Origin of the sequence: Streptomyces sp. NPDC093221 (assembly GCF_044753885.1) — a bacterium.
In the GTDB taxonomy this organism is placed as follows: domain Bacteria; phylum Actinomycetota; class Actinomycetes; order Streptomycetales; family Streptomycetaceae; genus Actinacidiphila.
In genome coordinates this window covers 16,500-39,372 of the sequence record NZ_JBIVOA010000018.1, presented here as the reverse complement: position 1 = coordinate 39,372, position 22,873 = coordinate 16,500, and the positions used below count along the sequence as shown (strand labels likewise).

Below are 22,873 nucleotides of genomic sequence, written 5' to 3'. Positions count from 1 at the left end.
CGGTTACATTCCGAACCCGGAAGCTAAGCCTTTCAGCGCCGATGGTACTGCAGGGGGGACCCTGTGGGAGAGTAGGACACCGCCGAACAATCTTTGTAGAAGGCCCCGGCCCCCGAGTTTCGACTCGGGGGCCGGGGCCTTTCTGCGTTCCCCGCTCAGTCGGTGGTGACGGCGACGCTCGCAGCCGCGTTCGCGTCCGCATCGGTATTCGCGGCCCGCATCAGCTCGATGTCGAGAGCCTCACGGCGGATGCGCTGGTCCATGTACAGCAGCGTGGTGACGCCGGCGCTGATCGGCAGGCTGAGCGTCGCGGCGATGGCGGCACCGATTCCGCTGATGCCGAGGAACGCCCAGCCCGGGTTGGTGTCGCCGGAGAGGAAGGAGCCGAGGCTCTCACCGGTGATGCCACGAGCGATGAACATGAACGGCGTCTGGATGATGGCCGAGGCGATGTAGCAGAGGATCGCCGCGAGCGCCTGGACGCCGAGGACGCGCCACCAGGAGTTGCGTACCAGCTTCGCCGAGCGCTTCATCGCCGAGACGATGTCCTGCTTCTCGAGCATGAGGGCCGGTGCCGCCAGGCTCCACTGGATCATGAGCCAGAGCACGACGACGGAGGCTCCGATCAGGCCGAGGGAGGCGAGGGCGGCGCCGCCGCTCTCCGCACCCGCCAGGGCGATCAGTGCGCCTGGCAGGACGGCGCCCGCCAGGATTCCGGCGATGGCCAGCGGGATCAGCAGCGCGAGCCCGACCAGTTGGGGCAGCCGCGGGCGGGCTTCCCGCCACACCTGGGCGGCCGTGACCGGGCGGCCGAGCACGGCGCGGCTGGTGGCCATGGCGACCATCGCGGTCGCGGTGATCGTGCCGATGAGCATGACCAGAATGGTCAGGCCCGAGCTGGCGAAGGCACCGCTGACGGCGTGCATGATGTCGCCGACGCTCGGGTTGGGGTTGTCCCTGAGGTTCTCCAACCGGGTGTCGTTGCTGAGGAAGAAGCCGTCGACCACCACGGCCAGACCCTGGGTGACCACGGCGATGGCCAGGGTGAAGCCGAGGATCGCGCGCCAGTGCCGCCGCAGTACGGCCAGGGAACCGTCGAGGATCTCGCCCGCGCCGAGCGGGCGCAGCGGGATGACGCCGGGCTTGGGCGCCGCGGGCCTGCTCCAGGGTCCCTGCTGCTGCCAGCCGCCGCCGGGGCCGCTGCCCGGTGCTGTGTTGCCCCAGCGCGGGCCTGAGGGGCCGGGGTGGCCGCCTTGCGGCGGTTGCGGGGGTGACCACCGGGCCCAGCCGGCGCCGGGCGCCTGACCCGTACCCGTACCCGTACCGGAGGATCCGGCGGGAGGCGGGCCTGGGGCCGGTACGGTCGGGGGCCGGGTGTCGTGGGGGGTGTGCTGCCACTGGCCCGCGGGCGGCTGTTGGGCGGACCAGCCGCCGGGCGGCGGTGGCGTCGTGTCACCGGCGTCGGCCGTAGCGGGCCGGTCTCCCGTACCGGGAGCGGATGTGTCGCCGGAGTCGTCACCGGAGCTGTTGTCAGGACCGGCCGCGGACGTATCTGTTGACGTGTCCACGGGAGTGTCTTTCTGTGGTGCGGAGGAAGCGGGGCTGTCGCCGTCTTCCGGCTCGGAGGAGTCGGAGGATCCGGGCGAGGCCCAGCCCGGAGTGTTGGTCATCGGAGGCTGCCCCTTCACGTGGTGCTCGCTGTGGTACTGGCCGCCATCGTGCCATGGGCTGCCTTGGACCGGGCCGGGCAGGGCAGACTGGACGGATGGGTGATCAATACGTGCGACCTGTGACCGATGAGGCCGACGGTGCTTCCCGTACCATCCCCGCGCTGCGGTGGGAGGAACCCCCCGAGGGACCCGTGCTCGTGCTGCTCGACCAGACCCGACTTCCGCAGGAGGAGGTCGAGTTGGTGTGCACGGACGTGCAGGCGCTGGTGCAGGCGATACGTTCCCTCGCCGTGCGGGGCGCGCCGCTGCTCGGGCTCGCGGGGGCGTACGGCATCGCGTTGGCGGCGGCGCGCGGCTACGACGTGAACGAGGCCGCCGACCTGCTGGCGCACGCGCGTCCTACGGCCGTCAACCTCGGGTACGGGGTGCGCCGCGCGGTGACCGCTTTCCACGCGGCGCCTCCGCACCAGGGCGCCGCCTTCGCGTTGGCCGAGGCGCGGGCGCTGCACGAGGAGGACGCGGCGGCGAGCCGGGCGATGGCGGAGTACGGGGAGCGGCTGCTCGCCGAGTTGGTGCCGGGCGGCGGGTACCGGATTCTGACGCACTGCAACACGGGGGCCCTGGTCTCGGGCGGTGAGGGCACCGCGCTCGGTGTGGTCCTTGCCGTGCACAGGGTCGGGGAGTTGAGGCGTCTGTGGGTCGACGAGACCCGTCCCCTTCTTCAGGGCGCGCGGTTGACGGCGTACGAGGCGGCGCGGGCCGGGATGCCGTACACGCTGCTCGCCGACAGCGCGGCCGGGTCGCTGTTCACGGCGGGGGAGGTGGACGCGGTGCTGATCGGCGCGGACCGGATCGCGGCGGACGGCTCCACGGCGAACAAGGTCGGCAGCTATCCCCTCGCGGTCCTCGCCCGCTACCACCATGTGCCGTTCATCGTCGTGGCGCCGACGACCTCGGTGGATCTGAGCACGCCGGACGGTGCCGCGATCGAGGTGGAGCAGCGGGCCGGCAGCGAGGTGACCGACCTCGCGCCGTCACCGCTGGGCACTCAGGCCTACAATCCGGCCTTCGATGTGACGCCGCCGGAGCTGATTACTGCGATCATCACGGAGAACGGTGTGGTTTCGCCGGTCACCACAGAAGCTCTCGTAACTGTGTGTAATCACGAGACTCCCCGGGCAGGCTCTGACTAGGGGAGATCGGGCAGCGCATCTGCGGACATCAGCGGACGATGGTCGCGTAGCGTGACCTCGATCACCAAAGGTCACCGGTAACGATATGCAAATGGGATGATGGTCGGTATGAAGGGACGTGTGCTGGTCGTCGATGACGACACCGCGCTGTCAGAGATGCTTGGCATCGTGCTGCGCGGAGAGGGTTTCGAGCCGTCGTTCTGCGCTGACGGTGACAAGGCCCTGGCTGCTTTTCGGGAGTCCAAGCCGGATCTGGTGCTCCTTGACCTCATGCTGCCCGGACGGGACGGCATCGACGTATGCCGTCAGATCCGGGCGGAGTCCGGGGTGCCGATCGTGATGCTCACGGCGAAGAGCGACACCGTGGATGTGGTGGTGGGGCTCGAGTCGGGGGCTGACGACTATGTGATCAAGCCGTTCAAGCCGAAGGAGCTGGTGGCGAGGGTCAGGGCGCGACTGCGGAGGGCGGAGGAGCCGACTCCTGAGCAGCTCGCCATCGGCGATCTGGTGATCGACGTGGCGGGGCACTCGGTGAAGCGGGACGGGCAGCCGATCGCGCTGACGCCGTTGGAGTTCGACCTGCTGGTGGCGCTGGCCCGCAAGCCGTGGCAGGTGTTCACCCGTGAGGTGCTGCTCGAGCAGGTCTGGGGCTATCGGCACGCGGCGGACACCCGGCTGGTGAACGTCCATGTGCAGCGGCTGCGGTCCAAGGTGGAGCAGGACCCGGAGCGCCCGGAGATCGTGGTGACCGTCCGCGGTGTCGGTTACAAGGCGGGACCGGGCTGACATGTGCGCGTCGTACGAGCGGGAGCGGCTGGAGAGCCGGCTCGCGGACCCCATGCGGGGTCTCGCGCCGGTTTTCCGCTCGTTCGTGCGCTGGGCACGGCGACCGTTGCAGCCGGCGGTCCGGCTGTGGCGGCGCAATCTGCAACTGCGAGTGGTCGCCTTCACGCTGCTGATGTCGGTCGGCGTGGTGCTGCTGCTGGGCTTCGTCGTGATCGGGCAGGTCAAGAACGGCCTGCTCGACGCGAAGGAGAAGGCGGCTGAGAATCAGGCCACCACCGGCTTCTCCATCGCCCAGCAGCAGGCGAACAGGAGCCAGACGCAGGACGCCACCGGGGTCGGCTCGCAGAATCAGGCCGAGGACTCGGGCGCCTGGCTGACGACGCTGGTCCAGCAGTTCGCCAGCGGTGGCAACGGGGTGTACTGGATCGCCACGCTCAGCCCGGGCGCCGACGACGCGCGCTTCGGCGAGGGTGTCGTCAACGCGCACGGGCCGCGCAGCTCCGGCAGCCTGCTGCCGCAGGCGAGCATCCCCAAGTCGCTCAGCGACGCCGTCGAGTCCCACACCGGGGCGCTGAAGCAGTACACGACAGTGGTGACGGACGACGGGAAGGCGCCGCAGCCCGCGCTGGCCATCGGCAAGCGGCTCACGGACATCAACGGGAAGACGTACCAGCTCTACTACCTCTTCCCGTTCGGCCAGGAGGCCAAGACGCTCGGCCTGGTCAAGGGCACGCTGGCGACAGCGGGCATCTTCGTGGTGGTGCTGCTCGGCGCCATCGCCTGGCTGGTGACCCGGCAGGTCGTCACGCCGGTACGGATGGCGGCCGGGATCGCGGAGCGGCTCGCGGCGGGCCGATTGCAGGAACGTATGCAGGTCTCGGGTGAGGACGACATCGCGCGCCTCGGCGAGTCCTTCAACAAGATGGCGCAGAACCTCCAAGTCAAGATCCAGCAGTTGGAGGACCTGTCGAGGATGCAGCGCCGATTCGTCTCCGACGTCTCGCACGAGCTGCGCACCCCGCTGACGACCGTACGGATGGCGGCGGACGTCATCCACGACGCGCGGACCGAATTCGATCCGGTGACCGCGCGCTCCGCCGAACTGTTGCAGAACCAGCTGGACCGTTTCGAGTCGCTGCTGTCCGACCTGCTGGAGATCAGCAGATTCGACGCGGGCGCGGCGGAGCTGGCCGCCGAGCCGATAGACCTGCGCGAGGTCGTACGGCGGGTGGTGGACGCCGCGGAGCCGCTGGCCGAGCGCAAGGGCAGCCACGTGGCGATACGCGGCGACGCGCAGCCGGTGATAGCCGAGGTCGACCCCCGCCGGGTGGAGCGCGTGCTGCGCAATCTGGTCGTCAACGCGATCGAGCACGGCGACGGCCGGGACGTGGTGGTACGGCTGGCCACGGCCGACGGCGCGGTGGCCGTCGCGGTGCGGGACTACGGCGTCGGGCTGAAGCCCGGCGAGGCGACGCGGGTGTTCAACCGCTTCTGGCGAGCCGATCCGGCGCGGGCGCGTACCACCGGCGGGACGGGCCTCGGCCTGTCCATCGCGGTGGAGGACGCCCGGCTGCACGGCGGCTGGCTCCAGGCGTGGGGCGAGCCGGGCGGCGGGTCGCAGTTCCGGATGACGCTGCCGCGGACCGCCGGCGAGAGCCTGCGCGGGTCGCCGATACCGCTGGAGCCGGACGATTCGCGGCGCAACCGCGGGCTGAATTCCTCGGGGCTGCCGGTCCGGGCCGCGACGGGGTCCGTGCCGGTGCCGCGGACCGCGGGCCCGGCCGGGCCGGGGCACCACGGGCAGCCGGGCTCGCAGATACCGCAGATTCCCCAGCGGCCGCCCGCGGTGCCGCGGTCGCCGTCGGCCGATCCCGCGGCGTTCCCCGGCAGCGGTGCGCGGGTCGTGGGACGGATGGACTCGGTCCGGGAGGACGACAGCTGATGGGTGCGCTGGGGGGCAGGGGACGCCTGCTGCGGAGCTGGCCGGGTGTGGTGTGCGCGGCGCTGTTGCTGGCCGGGTGCGCGGCGATACCCAGCAGCGGTGAGGTGCGCAAGGTCGGCGACGGACAGCACGCCGACGTGGACGCGCAGGTGCGGGTCTTCCCGTCGGCGCCGCACAAGGGCGAAAGCGCCTCCGACATCGTCAACGGCTTCATGGAGGCCACCACCAGCGGCGAGGCGGACTTCGAGACCGCGAAGAAGTACCTGTCCAAGGAGCTGGCCGGACACTGGGACCCCACCGCGAAGATCACCGTGCTCACCGGCACGACCCAGCCCCGGGAGGAGCCGGGCACGAGTCGCAAGGACTACGTGATGGTCGACCTGGCGGGCAAGAAGACGGCCGTCGTCGACGCCAAGCACGCCTACCGGCCGGACGAGGGCAACTTCGACACCTCGTTCCACCTGGTCAAGGAGAACAACGAGTGGCGGATCGACAGTCTTGAAGACGGCCTGGTGATCTCCGATCTGGACTTCAACCGGATATATCACCTGGTCAACATGTACTACTTCGCGGCGCTGGGCCCGGACGCGCATCGCTCGGGGAACGCCGACAAGACCCTGGTCGCCGATCCGGTCTACCTGCGCAAGCAGAGCGACTCGCTGGTGTCCACGGTCTCCGCGCTGCTGACCGGCCCCACGAACTGGCTGGCGCCCGTGGTCGAGACCGCGGCGCCCGAGGGCGCCCGGCTCTACGACAAGGCGCCCGACCACGGGGTGACGCTCGACGACTCCCAGCACCTCAGGGTGCGGCTCGACGCGCCCGCGCAGCGGTTCGCGGGGGAGCGCTGTGTGAAGCTGGCGGCGCAGCTCTTCACCACGGTGCAGGGCCAGGCCGCGCCCAAGGTGGACGCCGTCGACATCTCGGCGTCCGACGGCAGGACGGTCTGCTCGCTGCCCAAGGAACAGACGCTGGCGTTCAGCACACAGAATCTGGTCGGCTCCTCGGACCACCAGTACTACATCGGGGCGCAGCCGCACCGGCTGCTGGAGGTGCCCTCGGACGGCGCCTCGACCACGGGTACGCCGGTGGCCGGGCCGTTCGGCGGGGCGAAGGCGGACCTGGAGTCGGTCGCGGTGCGCCGGGACGAGCAGATGGCCGCCGGGGTGAAGGGCGAGGGACGCCAACTGGTCACCGCCGGCCTGGACGCGGACGCCCAGCTCAGCGAGCCCGTGCTGACCAGCAAGGCGAAGGACGGTCTGAGCGCGCCGAGCTGGGACGGGCTCGACTATCTGTGGGTCGCCGACCGCGATCCGGGCGACCCCCGCGTGGTGGCGCTGCGCGACGGCGGCGGGCAGCCGATCCCGGTCTCCGTCAGCGGCCTGACCGGCCGTGTGGACGCGCTGCGGGTCGCCTCGGACGGCGTGCGGATCGCGCTGCTCGTCCGGCAGCCCAACGGGCTCGGGAAGTTGCAGCTCGGGCGGATCGAGCGGGGCGGTACGCAGGCGCATCCGACGTTCGCGGTGACGAATCTGCGCACGCTGACCCCCGCAGCCGACGGCGTCAGCTCGGTCTCCTGGGCGGGGCCGAGCCGCCTGGTGGCGCTCGACAGCGAATCCGAGGGTGTGCAGCAGATCAAGTACATCAGCACCGACGGCTCCCCGAAGCTGGCCTTCGAGGGAATCAGCCAGGCGTCGGTGGTGGCGGCCTCCGAGGACGTCTCGCGGGCGCTGCTGGCCTCGTACAACCAGAGCGTCTACCGGCTGCCGCCGGACTCCACGGGCAAGCGGGTCGAGCCGAAGGGCGACAACCCGGTCTACCCCGGCTGAGAAAACCACCGTCAGCCACCTGACCTGCGAAATCGTGGAGTTATCCACAGGTTGGGAGGGGGCTGGCGGCGGGCGCCGAAACGGGGCAGAGTGGACGTCATGCGGGGCTGGTGGCAGGAGATCACCGGGCTGGTCCTGCCGGTGGACTGCGCCGGGTGCGGGCGTCCGCGTACGGAGCTGTGCGAGCGGTGCCGGGTGCTGATCGGTGGGGCGGCCGAATCGGTGCCGGTGCGGCGCGTGCGTCCGACGCCGGAGCCGCCGGGGCTGCCGCCGGTCTACGCGGCCGGGCGATACGGGGACGAAGTGCGGGCCGTGGTCCTGGCGCACAAGGAGCGGGGTGCGCTGGGTCTGGCCGGACCGCTGGGCACGGCGCTGGCGGCGGCCGTGCGGCGGGTCGGCGTCCCCGGGACGGTCCTGCTGGTGCCGGTGCCCTCGGCACGGCGTGCGGTGGCGCGACGCGGCCACGACGCCACGGCCCGCATCGCCCGTGCGGCGGCCCGGGAGCTGCGCCGGGGCGGCGTACCCGCCAGGGCGGTGGCCGCGTTGCGCCAGCGGCGGCCGGTGGCGGACCAGTCCGGTCTCGGCGCGGCCGGGCGTCCGGCGAATCTGGCGGGCGCGGTGGCGGCGGCCGGCGGGTCGGCGGCGCTGCTGACGGTGGCGCCGGTCGTGCTGGTGGACGACCTGATGACCACCGGAGCCTCACTGACCGTGGCGGCGCGGGCGGTGACGGCGGCCGGGGGCCGGGTCGCCGGGGCGGCGGTCGTGGCTGGTCCGCACGATCCGGAACTCCACTCGGATGCGCGTCGTTGCAGGTAGTAGCGACGCATATTCACTCGGAAGGGGGTATGGCGTCGCTGAGGATGCCGACCTCCACACTCCGGGACTATGTTCGGGGGATAGGGAAGTGAACACCATGGGGTGTTGATCTTCTCAGTGGGGCAGGAGGAGGTGAAAGCCGCAGCTTCGTGGTCCCCGGTCAGCCCCGGGAGGCGAAGCGGCAGCCAACGCAGCGCCGGACGGGACTGGTACCCGAGCTGGCCTCAGCGAAAGGGATCGCCTCCGGTAGCCCGGGGCGATCCGGGAACGGAGTTCTGCGTGGACATCGTCGTCAAGGGCCGCAAGACCGAGGTGCCCGAGCGGTTCCGGAAGCACGTGGCCGAGAAGCTGGACAAGATCCAGAAGCTCGACGGCAAGGTGATCAGCCTCGACGTCGAGGTGTCCAAGGAGCTCAACCCCCGGCAGGCGGACCACGCCGACCGGGTGGAGATCACGCTCAACACCCGGGGTCCGGTCGTCCGGGCCGAGGCCGCGGCGGCCGACCCGTACGCGGCGCTGGACATCGCGGTGTCGAAGCTGGAGGCGCGGCTGCGCAAGGCCGCGAGCAAGCGCCACACCCGTCGTGGGAACGGCCGGATCCCGGCGGCCGAGGTCGCCGCGACCGTGCCGGACGCGGCGACCATCAACGGGGACGGGGAGCTGGCCGTCGACCGGCCGAGCACGGACAGTGTGCCCACCACGAGGTTCGGTCCGCTGGAGGTGCACGGCGAGGGCCCGCTGGTGGTGCGCGAGAAGACCCACGCGGCCACGCCGATGGCACTCGACCAAGCGCTCTACGAGATGGAGTTGGTCGGGCACGACTTCTATCTGTTCGTGGACAGCGAGACCAAGCAGCCGAGTGTCGTCTATCGCAGGCACGGTTACGACTACGGCGTGATTCATCTGAACTCGGACGAGAGCACCGTGGAAGAACCGGCGGGCGCGGGCGGCGTACTGCGCCGCTAGCGGCCACGCCCTAGGGCTGCAACCGGTGCCCCCGGGCCGTCCCGGGGGCACCACCGTGCCTGGACGTGAAATGCTGGACCAGTGGTCAACTCTGGTCTGAGGGGGAGGATCTGATGCCGGAGAGCTTTGAGCGCGGAACCACCGGCGAGCGTGGTCAGATCCCGTACGAGGAACCTGCCGGTCCGGCGCGTGCGGAGCCCATCCGGGTGCTGGTGGTCGACGACCACGCGCTCTTCCGGCGGGGCCTGGAGATCGTGCTCGCGCAGGAGGAGGACATCCAGGTCATCGGTGAGGCGGGGGACGGCGCGGAGGCGGTCGACAAGGCCGCCGACCTGTTGCCGGACATCGTGCTGATGGATGTGCGGATGCCCCGGCGCGGCGGGATCGAGGCGTGCACCTCGATCAAGGAGGTCGCGCCCAGCGCCAAGATCATCATGCTGACGATAAGCGATGAGGAAGCCGACCTCTACGAGGCGATCAAGGCCGGTGCCACCGGCTATCTCCTCAAGGAGATCTCCACCGACGAGGTGGCGACGGCGATCCGCGCGGTGGCGGACGGACAGTCGCAGATCAGTCCGTCGATGGCGTCGAAGCTGCTGACCGAGTTCAAGTCGATGATCCAGCGGACCGACGAGCGGCGGCTGCTGCCCGCGCCCAAGCTCACCGACCGGGAGCTGGAGGTGCTGAAGCTGGTCGCCACCGGGCTGAACAACCGGGACATCGCCAAGGAACTCTTCATCAGCGAGAACACGGTGAAGAACCACGTCCGCAACATCCTGGAGAAGCTTCAGCTCCACTCCCGGATGGAGGCCGTGGTCTACGCGATGCGCGAGAAGATCCTGGAGATCCGCTAGGGCCTGTCCCGCGCCGGGCCTCGCGGCCATCACGTGCTGGGCATTGCCGGGTCCGGGCGCGCCCCCGGGCCGCCCGGACCCGGCGCCGCCCGGACCCACCACCTCGGCCCCGCGGGGCCGTACCCGCTCAGCGGCGGTCGTGGGTCAGCTTCAGCGCCGCCTCCAGCGGCTCGCGCAGCGGCTCCGGCAGCACCCGCTCCACCCGCGCCTCCTCGCAGCCCACCCAGCCCGCCGCCTGCGCGATGGCGTCGGCCGCGGGCTGCACGGCCTTCGGGCCGTCGAGCGTGACCTGCCGGGCCACCAGCGTCTTCCCCTCGCGCGCCGGGTCGACGCGGCCGACCAGCCGCCCGCCCGCGAGCAGCGGCATCGCGAAGTAGCCGTGGATCCGCTTGGGCTTGGGGGTGTACGCCTCCAGCCGGTGCGTGAAGCCGAAGATCCGCTCGGTGCGCGGCCGGTCCCAGATCAGGGAGTCGAACGGCGACAGCAGCGTCGTACGGTGCCTGCCGCGCGGCTCGCTCGCCAGCGCCGCCGGATCGGCCCAGGCGGGCTTGCCCCAGCCCTCGACCTCGACCGGCACCAGACCGGTCGAGTCGATCACCGACATCACCTGCTCGCCCTTGAGCCGGTGGTAGTCCGCGAGGTCCGCGCGGGTGGCCACCCCCATCGCCGCGCCCGCCTGGACGACCAGCCGCCGTACGCACTCGGTGTCGTCCAGGTCGTCGTGGAGCAGCGCGTCGGGCACGGCACGCTCGGCCAGGTCGTAGATCCGCTTCCAGCCGCGCCGCCGGGTGCAGACCACCTCGCCGGTGTCGAGCAGCCACTCCACCGCGATCTTGGTCTCCGACCAATCCCACCACGGTCCGCCGTTCTTCGCGCCGCCGAGCTGCGTCGAATTCAGCGGCCCCTCGGCCTTGAGCTGGTCCAGGACGGCGGCGCACGAGCGCTCGGCGTCCTCCAGGACGTGCCAGCGGTGACCGCGGGCCCGCCGCGCCCTGCGCCGGAAGGCGAAGTGCGGCCACTCCTCGATGGGCAGGATGCAGGCCGCGTGCGACCAGTACTCGAAGGCGTGGTCGCCCGACCAGTACGCCTCCTCGACCTCCTCGCGGCCGACCGCGCCCAGCCGCGCGTACGGGATCAGCTCGTGCGAGCGGGCCAGTACCGAGATGGTGTCGAGCTGCACCGCGCCCAGCGAGCGCAGCACCCCGCGCGTCCCGGCCCGCCGGTCGGGAGCACCGAGGAAGCCCTGCGCCCGCAAGGCGAGCCTGCGTGCTTCGTCGGCGGACAGGGTGAGCTGAGGAGGCGGCAGCGGTGTCATGCCGGACAGCGTAGGACCGCCCACTGACAAGCCCCGCTGACCTGCGTCAACCTCGCGCGGCCCGCGGCCCCCCGCTCGGTACGGAAACCCCTCGGGCCCCGAGGAGCCTCAGGCCCCCGCACCCGTGACGAAGGAGCCTCAACCGCCCGCCCCCCCCGTGACGAAGGAGCCTCAGGCCCCCGCGCCCGGCGGATACGGCTCGTACGGCGTCTTGCCCTCGCGGTCCCAGTCCGTCGGCAGCAGGGAACCGCTCCAGGCGTCGCGGCGGGTGCCCGCGTAAAGGATCTTGGAGCGGACGGTGCCCTCCATGACGAAGCCGATGGAGCGGGCGACGGCGCGCGAGCCGTCGTTGCCCGCCTCCGCGTACCACTCGATCCGCTCGACGCCGAGAGCGTCGAAGGCCCAGGCGCAGACCGCGCGCCCCGCCTCGGCGGTGTAGCCCTTGCGGCGCTGCTCCCTCGCCGTCCAGTAGCCCAGCTCCGCCTGCCGCTCGGGCCCGGTCAGACCGGAGGCGCCGAACCGCAGCAGGCCCATGGAGCTGACGAGCGCGCCGCTGTCGGCGGTGAAGACGCCGAAGTTGTACATGGTGTCGTCGCGCCAGCCCTCGGGGCAGATGCGGCCGACGAAGTCCGCCGCGTTCTCGTGGGTGTAAGGCGAGGGCACCGCCGTCCAGCGCGGAATATCGGGATCCTGGCAGGCCACATAGAGCGCCTCGGCGTCGTCCGGGGTCAGCGGACGCAGCAGCAGACGCTCGGTGGTGAGGGTGATCGGCTCCATGGACGCAGTATTGAGGAGAGCCAACGGCTGTGGAAAACCGTTTTGGCACCTCGGGGCCTCCCGGCCCGCTGGTCTCCTCGCTTACGATGGCCGTTGCAGCGGGGCCATCGGCGGACAGCCACTGGCAGAAAGCCATCGGCAGACATCGGCAGATCAAACCCCGCTGTGCCGGGTGCGGGCCAACCGCGCCAGGCCCGACCGGCAAGGAGCCAGCCTACGTGTCCGTCTTCAACAAGCTCATGCGTGCAGGCGAAGGCAAGATCCTGCGCAAACTGCACCGCATCGCGGACCAGGTCAATTCCATCGAAGAGGACTTCGTCAACCTCACCGATGCCGAGCTGCGGGCCCTCACCGACGAGTACAAGGAGCGGTACGCCGAGGGCGAGTCCCTCGACGACCTGCTGCCCGAGGCGTTCGCCACCGTCCGTGAGGCCGCCAAGCGCGTGCTCGGACAGCGTCACTACGACGTCCAGCTCATGGGCGGTGCCGCCCTGCACCTCGGGTATGTCGCCGAGATGCGCACCGGCGAGGGCAAGACCCTGGTCGGCACCCTGCCCGCGTATCTGAACGGGATCTCCGGCAAGGGCGTCCACCTCATCACGGTCAACGACTACCTCGCCGAGCGCGACTCGGAGTGGATGGGCCGCGTCCACAAATTCCTCGGCCTCGAGGTCGGCTGCATCCTGGCGAACATGTCGCCCGCCGAGCGCCGTGCCATGTACGCCTGCGACATCACCTACGGCACCAACAACGAATTCGGCTTCGACTACCTGCGCGACAACATGGCGTGGTCGAAGGACGAGCTGGTGCAGCGCGGCCACAACTTCGCGATCGTCGACGAGGTCGACTCGATCCTGGTGGACGAGGCCCGTACGCCGCTGATCATCTCCGGCCCGGCCGACCAGGCCACCAAGTGGTACAGCGACTTCGCCCGTCTGGTGAAGCGGCTCAACCGCGGCGAGGCGAGCAGCCTCGGCAAGGAGGAGACCGGCGACTACGACGTGGACGAGAAGAAGCGCACCGTCGCCATCCACGAGAGCGGCGTCACCAAGGTCGAGGACTGGCTGGGCATCGACAATCTCTACGAGTCGGTGAACACCCCGCTGGTCGGCTACCTGAACAACGCGATCAAGGCCAAGGAGCTGTACAAGAACGACAAGGACTACGTCGTCATGGACGGCGAAGTCATGATCGTCGACGAGCACACCGGCCGTATCCTCGCGGGCCGCCGCTACAACGAGGGCATGCACCAGGCGATCGAGGCGAAGGAAGGGGTGGACATCAAGGACGAGAACCAGACGCTCGCCACGATCACCCTCCAGAACTTCTTCCGCCTGTACGACAAGCTCTGCGGCATGACCGGTACGGCGATGACCGAGGCCGCCGAGTTCCACCAGATCTACAAGCTCGGCGTCGTCCCGATCCCGACCAACCGCGCGCTGGCCCGGATGGACAAGCCCGACCTGATCTACCGCACGGAAGAGGCGAAGTTCGCCGCCGTGGTCGAGGACATCGTCGAGAAGCACGAGAAGGGCCAGCCGGTCCTGGTCGGCACCGTCTCCGTCGAGAAGTCCGAGTACCTGTCGGCGCAGCTCTCCAAGCGCGGCGTGCCGCACGAGGTGCTCAACGCCAAGCAGCACGACCGTGAGGCGTCGATCGTCGCGCAGGCGGGCCGCAAGGGCGCCGTGACCGTGGCCACCAACATGGCCGGCCGCGGCACCGACATCAAGCTCGGCGGCAACCCCGACGACCTCGCCGAGGCGGAGCTGCGGCAGCGCGGCCTCGACCCGGTCGAGCACGTCGAGGAGTGGGCGGCGGCGCTGCCCGACGCCCTGGAGCGTGCCGAGCAGGCCGTCAAGGCCGAGCACGAGGAGGTCGTCGACCTCGGCGGGCTCTACGTGCTGGGCACCGAGCGGCACGAGTCGCGCCGGATCGACAACCAGCTCCGCGGCCGGTCCGGCCGTCAGGGCGACCCCGGCGAGTCCCGCTTCTACCTCTCGCTCGGCGACGACCTCATGCGGCTGTTCAAGGCGCAGATGGTCGAGCGCGTCATGGCGATGGCCAATGTGCCGGACGACGTGCCGATCGAGAACAAGATGGTCACCCGCGCCATCGCGTCGGCCCAGTCGCAGGTCGAGCAGCAGAACTTCGAGATCCGCAAGAACGTCCTGAAGTACGACGAGGTGCTCAACCGGCAGCGCGAGGTCATCTACGGCGAGCGCCGCCGCGTCCTGGAGGGCGAGGACCTGCACGAGCAGGTGCAGCACTTCATGGACGACACCATCGACGCGTACATCGACGCGGAGACCAAGGAAGGCTTCGCCGAGGACTGGGACCTGGACCGGCTGTGGGGCGCCTTCAAGCAGCTCTACCCGGTGAAGGTCACCATCGAGGAGCTGGAGGACGCGGCGGGCGACCGGGCCGGGATCACCGCCGAGTTCATCGCGGAGTCCGTCAAGGACGACATCCACGAGCAGTACGCGGAGCGCGAGAAGAGCCTGTCCGAGGACATCATGCGCGAGCTGGAGCGCCGCGTGGTGCTGTCGGTGCTCGACCGCAAGTGGCGTGAGCACCTGTACGAGATGGACTACCTCCAGGAGGGCATCGGGCTGCGCGCGATGGCGCAGCGCGACCCGCTGGTGGAGTACCAGCGCGAGGGCTTCGACATGTTCGGCGCCATGATGGACGGCATCAAGGAGGAGTCCGTCGGCTACCTGTTCAACCTGGAGGTCCAGGTCGAGCAGCAGGTCGAGGAGGTCCCGGTGGACGCCGCCGTCAGCGACGCCCCGCAGGACGCGGCGCCTTCGCTGACCAAGGACGCCAGGCCGGAGATCCGCGCCAAGGGCCTCGACGCCCCCAAGCGCGCCGACCGGCTGCACTTCTCCGCGCCGTCCGTGGACGGCGAGGGCGGTGTGGTCGAGGGCGACTTCGCGGGTGTCGACGCCGCCGACGGCGGTTCCGCCGAGGAGGGCCAGACGCGCGCCGAGCGCCGCAAGGCCGCCAAGGGCGGGCGCCGCCGCAAGAAGTAACGCCTACGGGCGGGCTCGACCGGACACGGCCGCGGGGCCGGACCCCTTCCTCACGGGTCCGGCCCCGCGGCCGTGCCGCGTCCAAGACGCTCACCCGCGGGAGGTCAGCCCGCCTGGACCGCCGTGCACCGCCAGCGGGCCTGCCCGTAGCCCGCCGAGGGCGGCGCGGCGGCCCCCGAGGGTTCGAGCCGGAAGGCCAGGGCGCGGAAGACGTCCTGGTCCAGGGCGACGACGGCCGCCACCTCCAGGGCGCCGTCCGCGGTGCGGAAGCAGCGGCACCGGTACACGTAGGGGGTACGGCCGCGGGCCCGCAGCCGCCAGTCGGCGCGGGCGCCGTGCAGCTCCCACAGCCGTTGGTACGCCTCGTCCCTGACGCGTCCGGCCAGCGACGTCACGGGGCTGCGCCCGGTCAGCACGTCGAGCAGGCGCCCGGCGAACCACAGGTGCGGCACGGGCGGGCGCGGCGCCGTCCCCGGCCGCGTCACGACCGCCACGGACCTCGCCGGGACCGGAACCGAGCCGGTGCCCCTGCTCGCCGCGCCTCCCGCCGGCCTCGCCGCGGCGCCTGGACGCCCGCCTGGACGCCCGCCGGGCCGTCGGCTGTCTCTGCGTCCGGGCGGACCGGCGCCGCCCGCCGTACGCCGCTCCACGCCCGCGGCGCGCGGCGGAGCGGGAGCGGGCAGGGGAGGTGCCGGGGTTCCGGGTACGGGCACGGTTACGGGCGGCTGCGGCGGCGTCGTCTGCACGGGTGCTTCCCCTGTGGTCGCTACTGGCGGGTAGGGCGGTGACAGGGCGGTTCTAGGACCCTCGGGGAGGGGCTGGCAAGCGGGGTGCCGTCCGACGCAGGGCGCGGAGGAATTCACCTATTCGCGTGGTGGCGCACGTATGCTTCACGCCATGCGCGTCTATATTCCAACGACCCTGGCCGGTCTCGCCGAGGCGTACAAGGCGGGCGAGCTGGGGCCCGTACCGCTGGACGCCTACGCGGTGACGCCGAGCCTGCGCGAGTGGTATGTCTCGGACGACATCGAGGAGCTGGAGTACGCGGCCCTCAACCGCGCCGCCCAGGCGTCGCTGCGGCTGCTGGCCGTGCACCCGGACACCCCGCGCCGCCGGGTGGTCGTCGCCGTGGACGTGGACGACGCCGCCGTGACGTACGACCCGGACCACGGCCTGGACCCCGGCTCGCTCGGCGAGGTCCGCCTGGCGCGCGCCGTGCCGCTGTCCAAGGCGGCCGCGGTGCACGTGGACGCCGACGACGCGCGGACCGATGTGACGGCCGCCGCGGCGGCCGTGGGCGCGGCCGACATGGGCGACGACGACGCGCAGTTCACCGTGGACGGCGCCGAGGACCACGACCTGCTCTGGTACGCGACGCAGGAGATCCCCAACCTCATCTCCTGACCCCGGCGCGCGAGGACCCGAGCGCCCGACCGGCTGAACGCTCGACCGGCTGAGCGCCCGACCGGCTGAACGCTCGACCGCGTGAGCGCCCCGGCATCCGACCGCCCGAGCACCTGATCGGCTGAATCCGTTCGGCTCCCGCCCGGTCGTACGGCGGCCCCGCGTGGCCGGGACCCCACCCTCGGGCACCGGGCTGTCACACCCCGCGAGTACGGTTCGTGGAGTGAGCACGCATTCCGTAGGCACGCATCTGGTGTGGGACTGGAACGGCACCCTTTTCCACGACATCGACGCGGTGATCGAGGCGACGAACGCCTCGTTCGCCGAGCTGGGCCTGGCCCCGATCACCCTGGAGCGGTACCAGGAGCTGTACTGCGTGCCCGTGCCCCGGTTCTACGAGCGGCTGATGGGACGGCTGCCGACCGACGCCGAGTGGGAGGTGATGGACGCCGCCTTCCACCGCCACTACTGGGCGCTGGCCGGCCGCTGCGGCCTCGCCGAGGGCGCGGCCGAGCTGCTGGCCGCGCGCCGGGCCGCCGGGCTCACGCAGTCGCTGTGCTCGCTCGCCCCGCAGGACAATCTGCTGCCCGTGGTGACCTCGCACGGCATCATGGAGCACTTCGTCCGGGTGGACGGCCGTACCGGCCCCTCCAATCAGGGCAAGGCCGCGCAGATGGCCCGCCACCTCGCCGCGCTCGCCGACGTCGCCGCCGACCCCGGCCGGATCGTGGTGATCGGTGACGCGCTCGACGACGCGGTGGCCGCCGCCCACGTCGGCGCGCACGCCGTGCTGTACACCGGCGGCTCGCACAGCCGCGCCAGCCTGGAGAGCGCCGGGGTGCCGGTGGTCGACAGCCTCGCCGCCGCCGTCGTGGAAGCCGAGCGAATAGCCGCGGGCTAGGGCGTGTCCGCCGGACAGGCCCTGCCGCCGGGCTCCCGAATCGACGCTCGGGCCCGGTCCGTGCCCCGCTCCAACGCCGGAATCATCACCTCCGCATCGACTGTTCGCCGTCTCGTCCCGGTCCTGTTCCCGCCCGGTTCCTGTCCAGAGGGGCCAAAGGTGTGCAGTGCATTTGTACGAAGACGTCTCCTGACAGGCACCCGTGAGCGAGCGATAGCCTTGCGGCGTGATCAACGTTGATCAGTTCATCAGGGGCCACCGCGTGCGTACGGGCACGGCGGACCCCTCTTCCGGCATAGCGTCGTCCCGTAGCGGATACCCCGCGTCACGTGACGTCCTGCCATCACCCGACGTCACGCAATGGCGCGCGACAGGAGTCAGAGGACATGCAGACCAAGCTGGACGAAGCCAAGGCCGAACTGCTGGAACGAGCAGCCAAGGTCGCTGAGAACAGCCAGACGGGGGGACTACCCGGCCAGGGCCGCGACACAGAGGCGCTGACGGCGTTCCTCCGGGGTTACTACCTGCACAGCGCACCCGAGGACCTCAACGACCGCAATCCGGTCGACGTCTTCGGCGCGGCAGTCTCCCACTACCGGCTCGCGGAGGTACGCCCGCAGGGCAGTGCCAGCGTCCGGGTGCACACCCCCACCGTCGAGGAGAACGGCTGGCAGTCCAGCCACACCGTCGTCCAGGTCGTGACCGACGACATGCCCTTCCTCGTCGACTCGGTCACCAACGCGCTCACCCAGGCCGACCGCGGCATCCACGTCGTCTTCCACCCGCAGTTCCTGGTCCGCCGCGACGTGACCGGCAAGCTGCTGGAGATCGTCGCCCCGGGGTGCGGACCCGAGGACGGCTCGCTCCCGCACGACGTGCTGGTCGAGTCCTGGATCCACGTCGAGATCGACCGCGAGACCGACCGCGCCGACCTCAAGGAGATCACCGCGGACCTGCGCCGCGTGCTCTCCGACGTCCGCGAGTCCGTCGAGGACTGGGCGAAGATGCGCGAGTCCACCAAGCGCATCGCCGACGAGCTGTCCGCGACCCCGCCGCCGCTGCCCGAGCGCGAGGTCAGCGAGGCCGTCGAGCTGCTGCGCTGGCTCAACGACGACCACTTCACCTTCCTCGGCTACCGCGAGTACGAGCTGACCACCGACACCGAGCCCGACGGCTCCACCGAGGACGTGCTGGTCGCCGTCCCCGGCACCGGTCTCGGCATCCTGCGCTCCGACCCGGTGCACCCCGGCACCGACGGCACCGACCCGGGCCACCACACCCACCTCGGGCACCCCGGCTCCCCGTCGTTCAGCAGGCTGCCCGCCGACGCCCGCGCCAAGGCCCGCGAACACCGGCTGCTGATCCTCACCAAGGCCAACAGCCGCTCCACCGTGCACCGTCCCTCGTATCTGGACTACGTCGGCGTGAAGAAGTTCGACGCCGAGGGCAATGTGATCGGCGAGCGCCGCTTCCTCGGCCTGTTCTCCTCCACCGCCTACACCGAGTCGATCCGCCGGGTCCCGGTGGTCCGCCGCAAGGTCGAGGAAGTCCTCGAAGGCGCCGGATTCACCGCCCACAGCCACGACGGCCGCGACCTGCTCCAGATCCTGGAGACGTACCCGCGCGACGAGCTGTTCCAGACCCCCGCCGACGAGCTGCGGTCCATCGCCACCAGCGTGCTGTACCTCCAGGAGCGCCGGAAGCTGCGGCTGTTCCTGCGGCAGGACGAGTACGGCCGCTACTACTCGGCGCTGGTCTACCTGCCGCGCGACCGCTACACCACGGCGGTACGGCTGCGCCTGACCAACATCCTCCAGGACGAACTGGGCGGCCGAAGCGCCGACTTCACCGCCTGGAACACCGAATCGGTGCTGTCCCGGCTGCACTTCGTGATCCGCGTCGAACCCGGCGCGCCGCTGCCCGACATCACCGACGCCGACGTCGAGCGGATCGAGAGCCGGCTCTCCGACGCCACCCGCTCCTGGGCCGACGGCTTCGGCGAGGCGCTGACCGCCGAGTGCGGCGAGGAGCGCGCGGCCGAGCTGACCCGGCGGTACGCGCACGCGTTCCCCGACGGCTACCGCGCCGACTTCGCACCGCGCGTCGCCGTCGCCGACCTCCAGCACATCGAGGGCCTGGGCGCCGACGACTTCACCCTCAGCCTGTACGAGCCGGTCGGCGGCGCCAGCGACGAGCGCCGCTTCAAGATCTACCGCACCGGTGCGCCCGTCTCGCTGTCCGCCGTCCTGCCGGTGCTCCAGCGGCTCGGCGTCGAGGTCGTCGACGAACGGCCGTACGAACTGCGCCGCTCGGACCAGACCCGCGCCTGGGTCTACGACTTCGGGCTGCGCCTGGACCCCAGCCTCGGCGACCTCGGCGACGACGCCCGCGAGCGGTTCCAGGCGGCCTTCGCCGCGACCTGGACCGACAAGGCGGAGAACGACGGCTTCAACTCCCTGGTGCTGCGCGCCGGTCTGGAGTGGCGCGAGGCGATGGTGCTGCGCGCGTACGCCAAGTACCTGCGGCAGGCCGGGTCCACCTTCAGCCAGGACTACATGGAGGACACCCTCCGTACCAACGTCCACACCACCCGGCTGCTGGTCAACCTCTTCCAGGCCCGCTTCTCGCCGGACCACCAGCGGGCCGGCAGCGAGCTGACCGACGGGCTGCTGGAGGAGCTGGACGGCGCGCTCGACCAGGTCGCCAGCCTCGACGAGGACCGCATCCTGCGGGCCTTCCTCACCCTGATCAAGGCGACGCTGCGCACCAACTACTTCCAGCGCCGCGACGACGGGCAGCCGCACGACTACCTGTCGATGAAGTTCGACCCGCAGGCCATCCCCGAACTGCCCGCGCCCCGCCCGGCGTTCGAGATCTGGGTGTACTCCCCGCGGGTCGAGGGCGTCCACCTGCGGTTCGGCAAGGTCGCCCGCGGCGGTCTGCGCTGGTCCGACCGGCGCGAGGACTTCCGTACCGAGGTGCTGGGCCTGGTCAAGGCGCAGATGGTGAAGAACACCGTCATCGTGCCGGTCGGCGCGAAGGGCGGCTTCGTCGGCAAGCGGCTGCCCGACCCGGCCGCCGACCGCGACGCCTGGCTGGCCGAGGGCATCGCCTCGTACAAGACGTTCATCTCCGGCCTGCTCGACATCACCGACAATCTCGTCGGCGGCGAGGTCGTGCCGCCGACGGACGTGGTCAGGCACGACGAGGACGACACGTATCTGGTCGTCGCCGCGGACAAGGGCACCGCGTCGTTCTCCGACATCGCCAACGAGGTCGCGGTGTCGTACGGCTTCTGGCTCGGCGACGCCTTCGCCTCCGGCGGCTCGGTCGGCTACGACCACAAGAAGATGGCCATCACCTCCAGCGGCGCCTGGGAGTCGGTGAAGCGGCACTTCCGCGAGATGGGCGTCAACACCCAGGAAGAGGACTTCACCGTCGTCGGCATCGGCGACATGTCCGGTGACGTGTTCGGCAACGGCATGCTGCTGTCGGAGCACATCCGGCTGGTCGCGGCCTTCGACCACCGGCACATCTTCCTCGACCCGAAGCCGGACGCGGCCACCTCCTACGCCGAGCGGCGCCGCATCTTCGAGCTGCCGCGCAGCAGTTGGGCCGACTACGACACCAAGCTGCTGTCGTCGGGCGGCGGGATCTTCCCCCGTACCGCCAAGGCGATCCCGCTCAACGCGCAGATCCGCAAGGCGCTCGGCATCGAGACCGCCACCGCGAAGATCACCCCGGCCGAGCTGATGAAGGCGATCCTCCAGGCCCCGGTGGACCTGCTGTGGAACGGCGGCATCGGCACCTACGTCAAGGCGTCCACCGAGTCGCAGGCCGACGTCGGCGACAAGGCCAACGACGCGATCCGGATCGACGGCGCGGAACTGCGGGTCAAGGTCGTCGGCGAGGGCGGCAATCTGGGCTTCACCCAGCTCGGCCGGATCGAATTCGCCCTGAACGGCGGCCCGGAGGGGACCGGCGGCCACATCAACACCGACGCGATCGACAACAGCGCGGGTGTGGACGCCTCGGACCACGAGGTCAACATCAAGATCCTGCTCAACAGCGTCGTCGCCGAAGGGGACATGACCGTCAAGCAGCGCAATTCGCTGCTCGCGGAGATGACCCACGAGGTCGGCGACCTGGTGCTGCGCAACAACTACGCGCAGAACGTCTCGCTCGCCAACAGCATGGAGCAGGCCCCGAGTCTGCTCCACGCCCACCAGCGGTTCATCCGCCGCCTGGTGCGCGACGGCCACCTGGACCGGGCGCTGGAGTTCCTGCCCACCGACCGGCAGATCCGCGAGCGGCTGGCGGCCGGACAGGGCCTGACGCAGCCGGAGTTGGCGGTGATCCTCGCCTACGCCAAGATCACCACGGCCGAGGAACTGGTCCACACCGAACTGCCCGACGACCCGTACCTGCGCTCCCTGCTGCACGCGTACTTCCCCGTGCCGCTGCGGGAGCGCTTCGAGCGGCAGATCGACAACCACGCGCTGCACCGCGAGATCATCACGACCGTCCTGGTCAACGACACGGTGAACTCCGGCGGCACGACCTTCCTGCACCGCTTCCGCGAGGAGATCGGCGCCACCACGGAGGAGATCGTGCGGGCCCACACGGCCGCCCGCGCGATCTTCGGTCTCGCCGAGATCTGGGACGCGGTGGAGGCGCTGGACAACATCGTCGCCGCCGACGTGCAGACCCGGATCAGGCTGCACTCGCGGCGGCTGGTCGAGCGCGCCACCCGCTGGCTGCTCAACAACCGCCTCCAGCCGCTCCAGATCGCCGAGACCATCGATTTCTTCGCCGAGGGCGTCGCCGCGGTCTGGTCCCACCAGCCCAAGCTGCTGCGCGGCGCGGACGCGGACTGGTACCGGTCGCTGCGCGACGAGCTGACCGCGGCGGGGGTGCCGGACGAACTGGCCACCCGGGTCGCCGGATTCTCCGCGGCCTTCCCGGCGCTCGACATCGTCGACGTCGCGGACCGCACCGGCAAGGAGCCGCTGGACGTCGCGGAGGTCTACTTCGACCTCGCCGACCGGCTGGGGATCACGCAGCTCCTGGACCGGATCATCCTGCTGCCGCGCGCCGACCGCTGGCAGTCCATGGCCCGCGCCGCCATCCGCGAGGACCTCTTCGCGGCCCACGCGGCACTCACCGCCGACGTGCTGACGGCGGGCCCCGAAGGGTCCACGCCAGAGCAGCGCTACACGGCGTGGGAGGAGCAGAACGCGGGGCTGATCGGCCGCGCCCGCACCACCCTTGAGGAGATCCAGGGCGCCGAGGAGTTCGACCTGGCGAGTCTGTCGGTGGCGATGCGGACCTTCCGTACGCTGCTGCGCACGCACCGCTGAGCCGTACGCACCGCTGAGCCGTACGGTCGCGGCG

General features: G+C 70.9%; 15 protein-coding genes and 1 rRNA gene. 12 read left to right on the top strand and 4 right to left on the bottom strand.

Annotation, left to right across the window (positions count from 1 at the left end; all coding sequences use genetic code 11):
* A 5S ribosomal RNA gene (gene rrf / locus ACIQCJ_RS35800) occupies positions 1-88 on the top strand; the annotation flags it as partial.
* Positions 89-155: 67 nt separating this feature from the next.
* On the opposite strand, the gene ACIQCJ_RS35795 is transcribed toward rrf, so the two are convergent.
* Positions 156-1,670 (bottom strand): hypothetical protein, encoded by a 1,515-nt coding sequence (locus ACIQCJ_RS35795; protein WP_402714026.1) that lies wholly within the window; start codon positions 1,668-1,670, stop codon positions 156-158.
* A 95-nt stretch (positions 1,671-1,765) separates the two neighbouring features.
* Here ACIQCJ_RS35795 and mtnA point away from each other — a divergent pair, with 95 nt between their 5' ends.
* The 7 genes from mtnA (at position 1,766) to ACIQCJ_RS35760 (ending at position 10,053) form a co-directional block, all read left to right on the top strand.
* Complete coding sequence (mtnA, locus tag ACIQCJ_RS35790) at positions 1,766-2,863, top strand: S-methyl-5-thioribose-1-phosphate isomerase (RefSeq protein WP_402714024.1); 1,098 nt, start codon at positions 1,766-1,768, stop codon at positions 2,861-2,863.
* 96 nt (positions 2,864-2,959) lie between these two features.
* Positions 2,960-3,649 (top strand): MtrAB system response regulator MtrA, encoded by a 690-nt coding sequence (gene mtrA, locus ACIQCJ_RS35785; RefSeq protein ID WP_188283097.1) that lies wholly within the window; start codon positions 2,960-2,962, stop codon positions 3,647-3,649.
* A gap of 1 nt (position 3,650) precedes the next feature.
* A complete protein-coding gene (gene mtrB / locus ACIQCJ_RS35780; protein WP_401304979.1) occupies positions 3,651-5,591 on the top strand; it encodes an MtrAB system histidine kinase MtrB in 1,941 nt (646 codons plus the stop codon).
* Positions 5,591-7,417, top strand: a complete 1,827-nt coding sequence (locus ACIQCJ_RS35775; protein WP_391163996.1) for an LpqB family beta-propeller domain-containing protein — start codon at positions 5,591-5,593, stop codon at positions 7,415-7,417. Before mtrB ends, ACIQCJ_RS35775 begins: the two co-directional genes overlap by 1 nt.
* A gap of 99 nt (positions 7,418-7,516) precedes the next feature.
* Positions 7,517-8,233 (top strand): ComF family protein, encoded by a 717-nt coding sequence (locus ACIQCJ_RS35770; protein ID WP_391052574.1) that lies wholly within the window; start codon positions 7,517-7,519, stop codon positions 8,231-8,233.
* Between the two features lie 279 nt (positions 8,234-8,512).
* Complete coding sequence (gene hpf, locus ACIQCJ_RS35765) at positions 8,513-9,199, top strand: ribosome hibernation-promoting factor, HPF/YfiA family (RefSeq protein ID WP_355342907.1); 687 nt, start codon at positions 8,513-8,515, stop codon at positions 9,197-9,199.
* A 113-nt stretch (positions 9,200-9,312) separates the two neighbouring features.
* Positions 9,313-10,053: a response regulator gene (locus tag ACIQCJ_RS35760; RefSeq protein WP_391052557.1), complete on the top strand. Its 741-nt coding sequence runs from the start codon at positions 9,313-9,315 to the stop codon at positions 10,051-10,053.
* 127 nt (positions 10,054-10,180) lie between these two features.
* Here the strand turns inward: ACIQCJ_RS35760 and ACIQCJ_RS35755 are convergent, their stop codons facing one another.
* Both ACIQCJ_RS35755 and ACIQCJ_RS35750 read right to left on the bottom strand, forming a co-directional pair.
* Positions 10,181-11,368: a DNA glycosylase AlkZ-like family protein gene (locus ACIQCJ_RS35755; protein ID WP_391052554.1), complete on the bottom strand. Its 1,188-nt coding sequence runs from the start codon at positions 11,366-11,368 to the stop codon at positions 10,181-10,183.
* Between the two features lie 171 nt (positions 11,369-11,539).
* A complete protein-coding gene (locus ACIQCJ_RS35750) occupies positions 11,540-12,145 on the bottom strand; it encodes a GNAT family N-acetyltransferase (protein ID WP_355342913.1) in 606 nt (201 codons plus the stop codon).
* 218 nt (positions 12,146-12,363) lie between these two features.
* Here ACIQCJ_RS35750 and secA point away from each other — a divergent pair, with 218 nt between their 5' ends.
* Positions 12,364-15,174: a preprotein translocase subunit SecA gene (secA, locus tag ACIQCJ_RS35745; RefSeq protein WP_355342916.1), complete on the top strand. Its 2,811-nt coding sequence runs from the start codon at positions 12,364-12,366 to the stop codon at positions 15,172-15,174.
* A 104-nt stretch (positions 15,175-15,278) separates the two neighbouring features.
* Here secA and ACIQCJ_RS35740 read toward each other — a convergent pair whose 3' ends face one another.
* Positions 15,279-15,668, bottom strand: coding sequence for an Rv3235 family protein (locus ACIQCJ_RS35740; RefSeq protein ID WP_402714020.1), 390 nt, complete (start codon positions 15,666-15,668; stop codon positions 15,279-15,281).
* A 403-nt stretch (positions 15,669-16,071) separates the two neighbouring features.
* On the opposite strand from ACIQCJ_RS35740, the gene ACIQCJ_RS35735 reads away from it, so the two are divergent.
* From ACIQCJ_RS35735 to ACIQCJ_RS35725, 3 genes are all read left to right on the top strand, one after another.
* Positions 16,072-16,578 (top strand): DUF6912 family protein, encoded by a 507-nt coding sequence (locus ACIQCJ_RS35735; RefSeq protein WP_402714018.1) that lies wholly within the window; start codon positions 16,072-16,074, stop codon positions 16,576-16,578.
* 223 nt (positions 16,579-16,801) lie between these two features.
* Complete coding sequence (locus ACIQCJ_RS35730; protein ID WP_355342925.1) at positions 16,802-17,479, top strand: HAD family hydrolase; 678 nt, start codon at positions 16,802-16,804, stop codon at positions 17,477-17,479.
* 386 nt (positions 17,480-17,865) lie between these two features.
* Positions 17,866-22,839, top strand: coding sequence for an NAD-glutamate dehydrogenase (locus ACIQCJ_RS35725; protein ID WP_355342928.1), 4,974 nt, complete (start codon positions 17,866-17,868; stop codon positions 22,837-22,839).
* Positions 22,840-22,873: the final 34 nt, after the last annotated feature.

Bases quoted from the DNA above. Each gene is read 5' to 3' on its own strand.
- ACIQCJ_RS35775 (WP_391163996.1), top strand. From the start codon at position 5,591: ATGGGTGCGCTGGGGGGCAGGGGACGCCTGCTGCGGAGCTGGCCGGGT.
- ACIQCJ_RS35735 (WP_402714018.1), top strand. From the start codon at position 16,072: ATGCGCGTCTATATTCCAACGACCCTGGCCGGTCTCGCCGAGGCGTAC.
- mtrB (WP_401304979.1), top strand. From the start codon at position 3,651: ATGTGCGCGTCGTACGAGCGGGAGCGGCTGGAGAGCCGGCTCGCGGAC.
- ACIQCJ_RS35755 (WP_391052554.1), bottom strand. From the start codon at position 11,368: ATGACACCGCTGCCGCCTCCTCAGCTCACCCTGTCCGCCGACGAAGCA.
- ACIQCJ_RS35770 (WP_391052574.1), top strand. From the start codon at position 7,517: ATGCGGGGCTGGTGGCAGGAGATCACCGGGCTGGTCCTGCCGGTGGAC.
- mtnA (WP_402714024.1), top strand. From the start codon at position 1,766: ATGGGTGATCAATACGTGCGACCTGTGACCGATGAGGCCGACGGTGCT.
- ACIQCJ_RS35760 (WP_391052557.1), top strand. From the start codon at position 9,313: ATGCCGGAGAGCTTTGAGCGCGGAACCACCGGCGAGCGTGGTCAGATC.
- ACIQCJ_RS35750 (WP_355342913.1), bottom strand. From the start codon at position 12,145: ATGGAGCCGATCACCCTCACCACCGAGCGTCTGCTGCTGCGTCCGCTG.
- ACIQCJ_RS35795 (WP_402714026.1), bottom strand. From the start codon at position 1,670: ATGACCAACACTCCGGGCTGGGCCTCGCCCGGATCCTCCGACTCCTCC.
- ACIQCJ_RS35725 (WP_355342928.1), top strand. From the start codon at position 17,866: ATGCAGACCAAGCTGGACGAAGCCAAGGCCGAACTGCTGGAACGAGCA.
- mtrA (WP_188283097.1), top strand. From the start codon at position 2,960: ATGATGGTCGGTATGAAGGGACGTGTGCTGGTCGTCGATGACGACACC.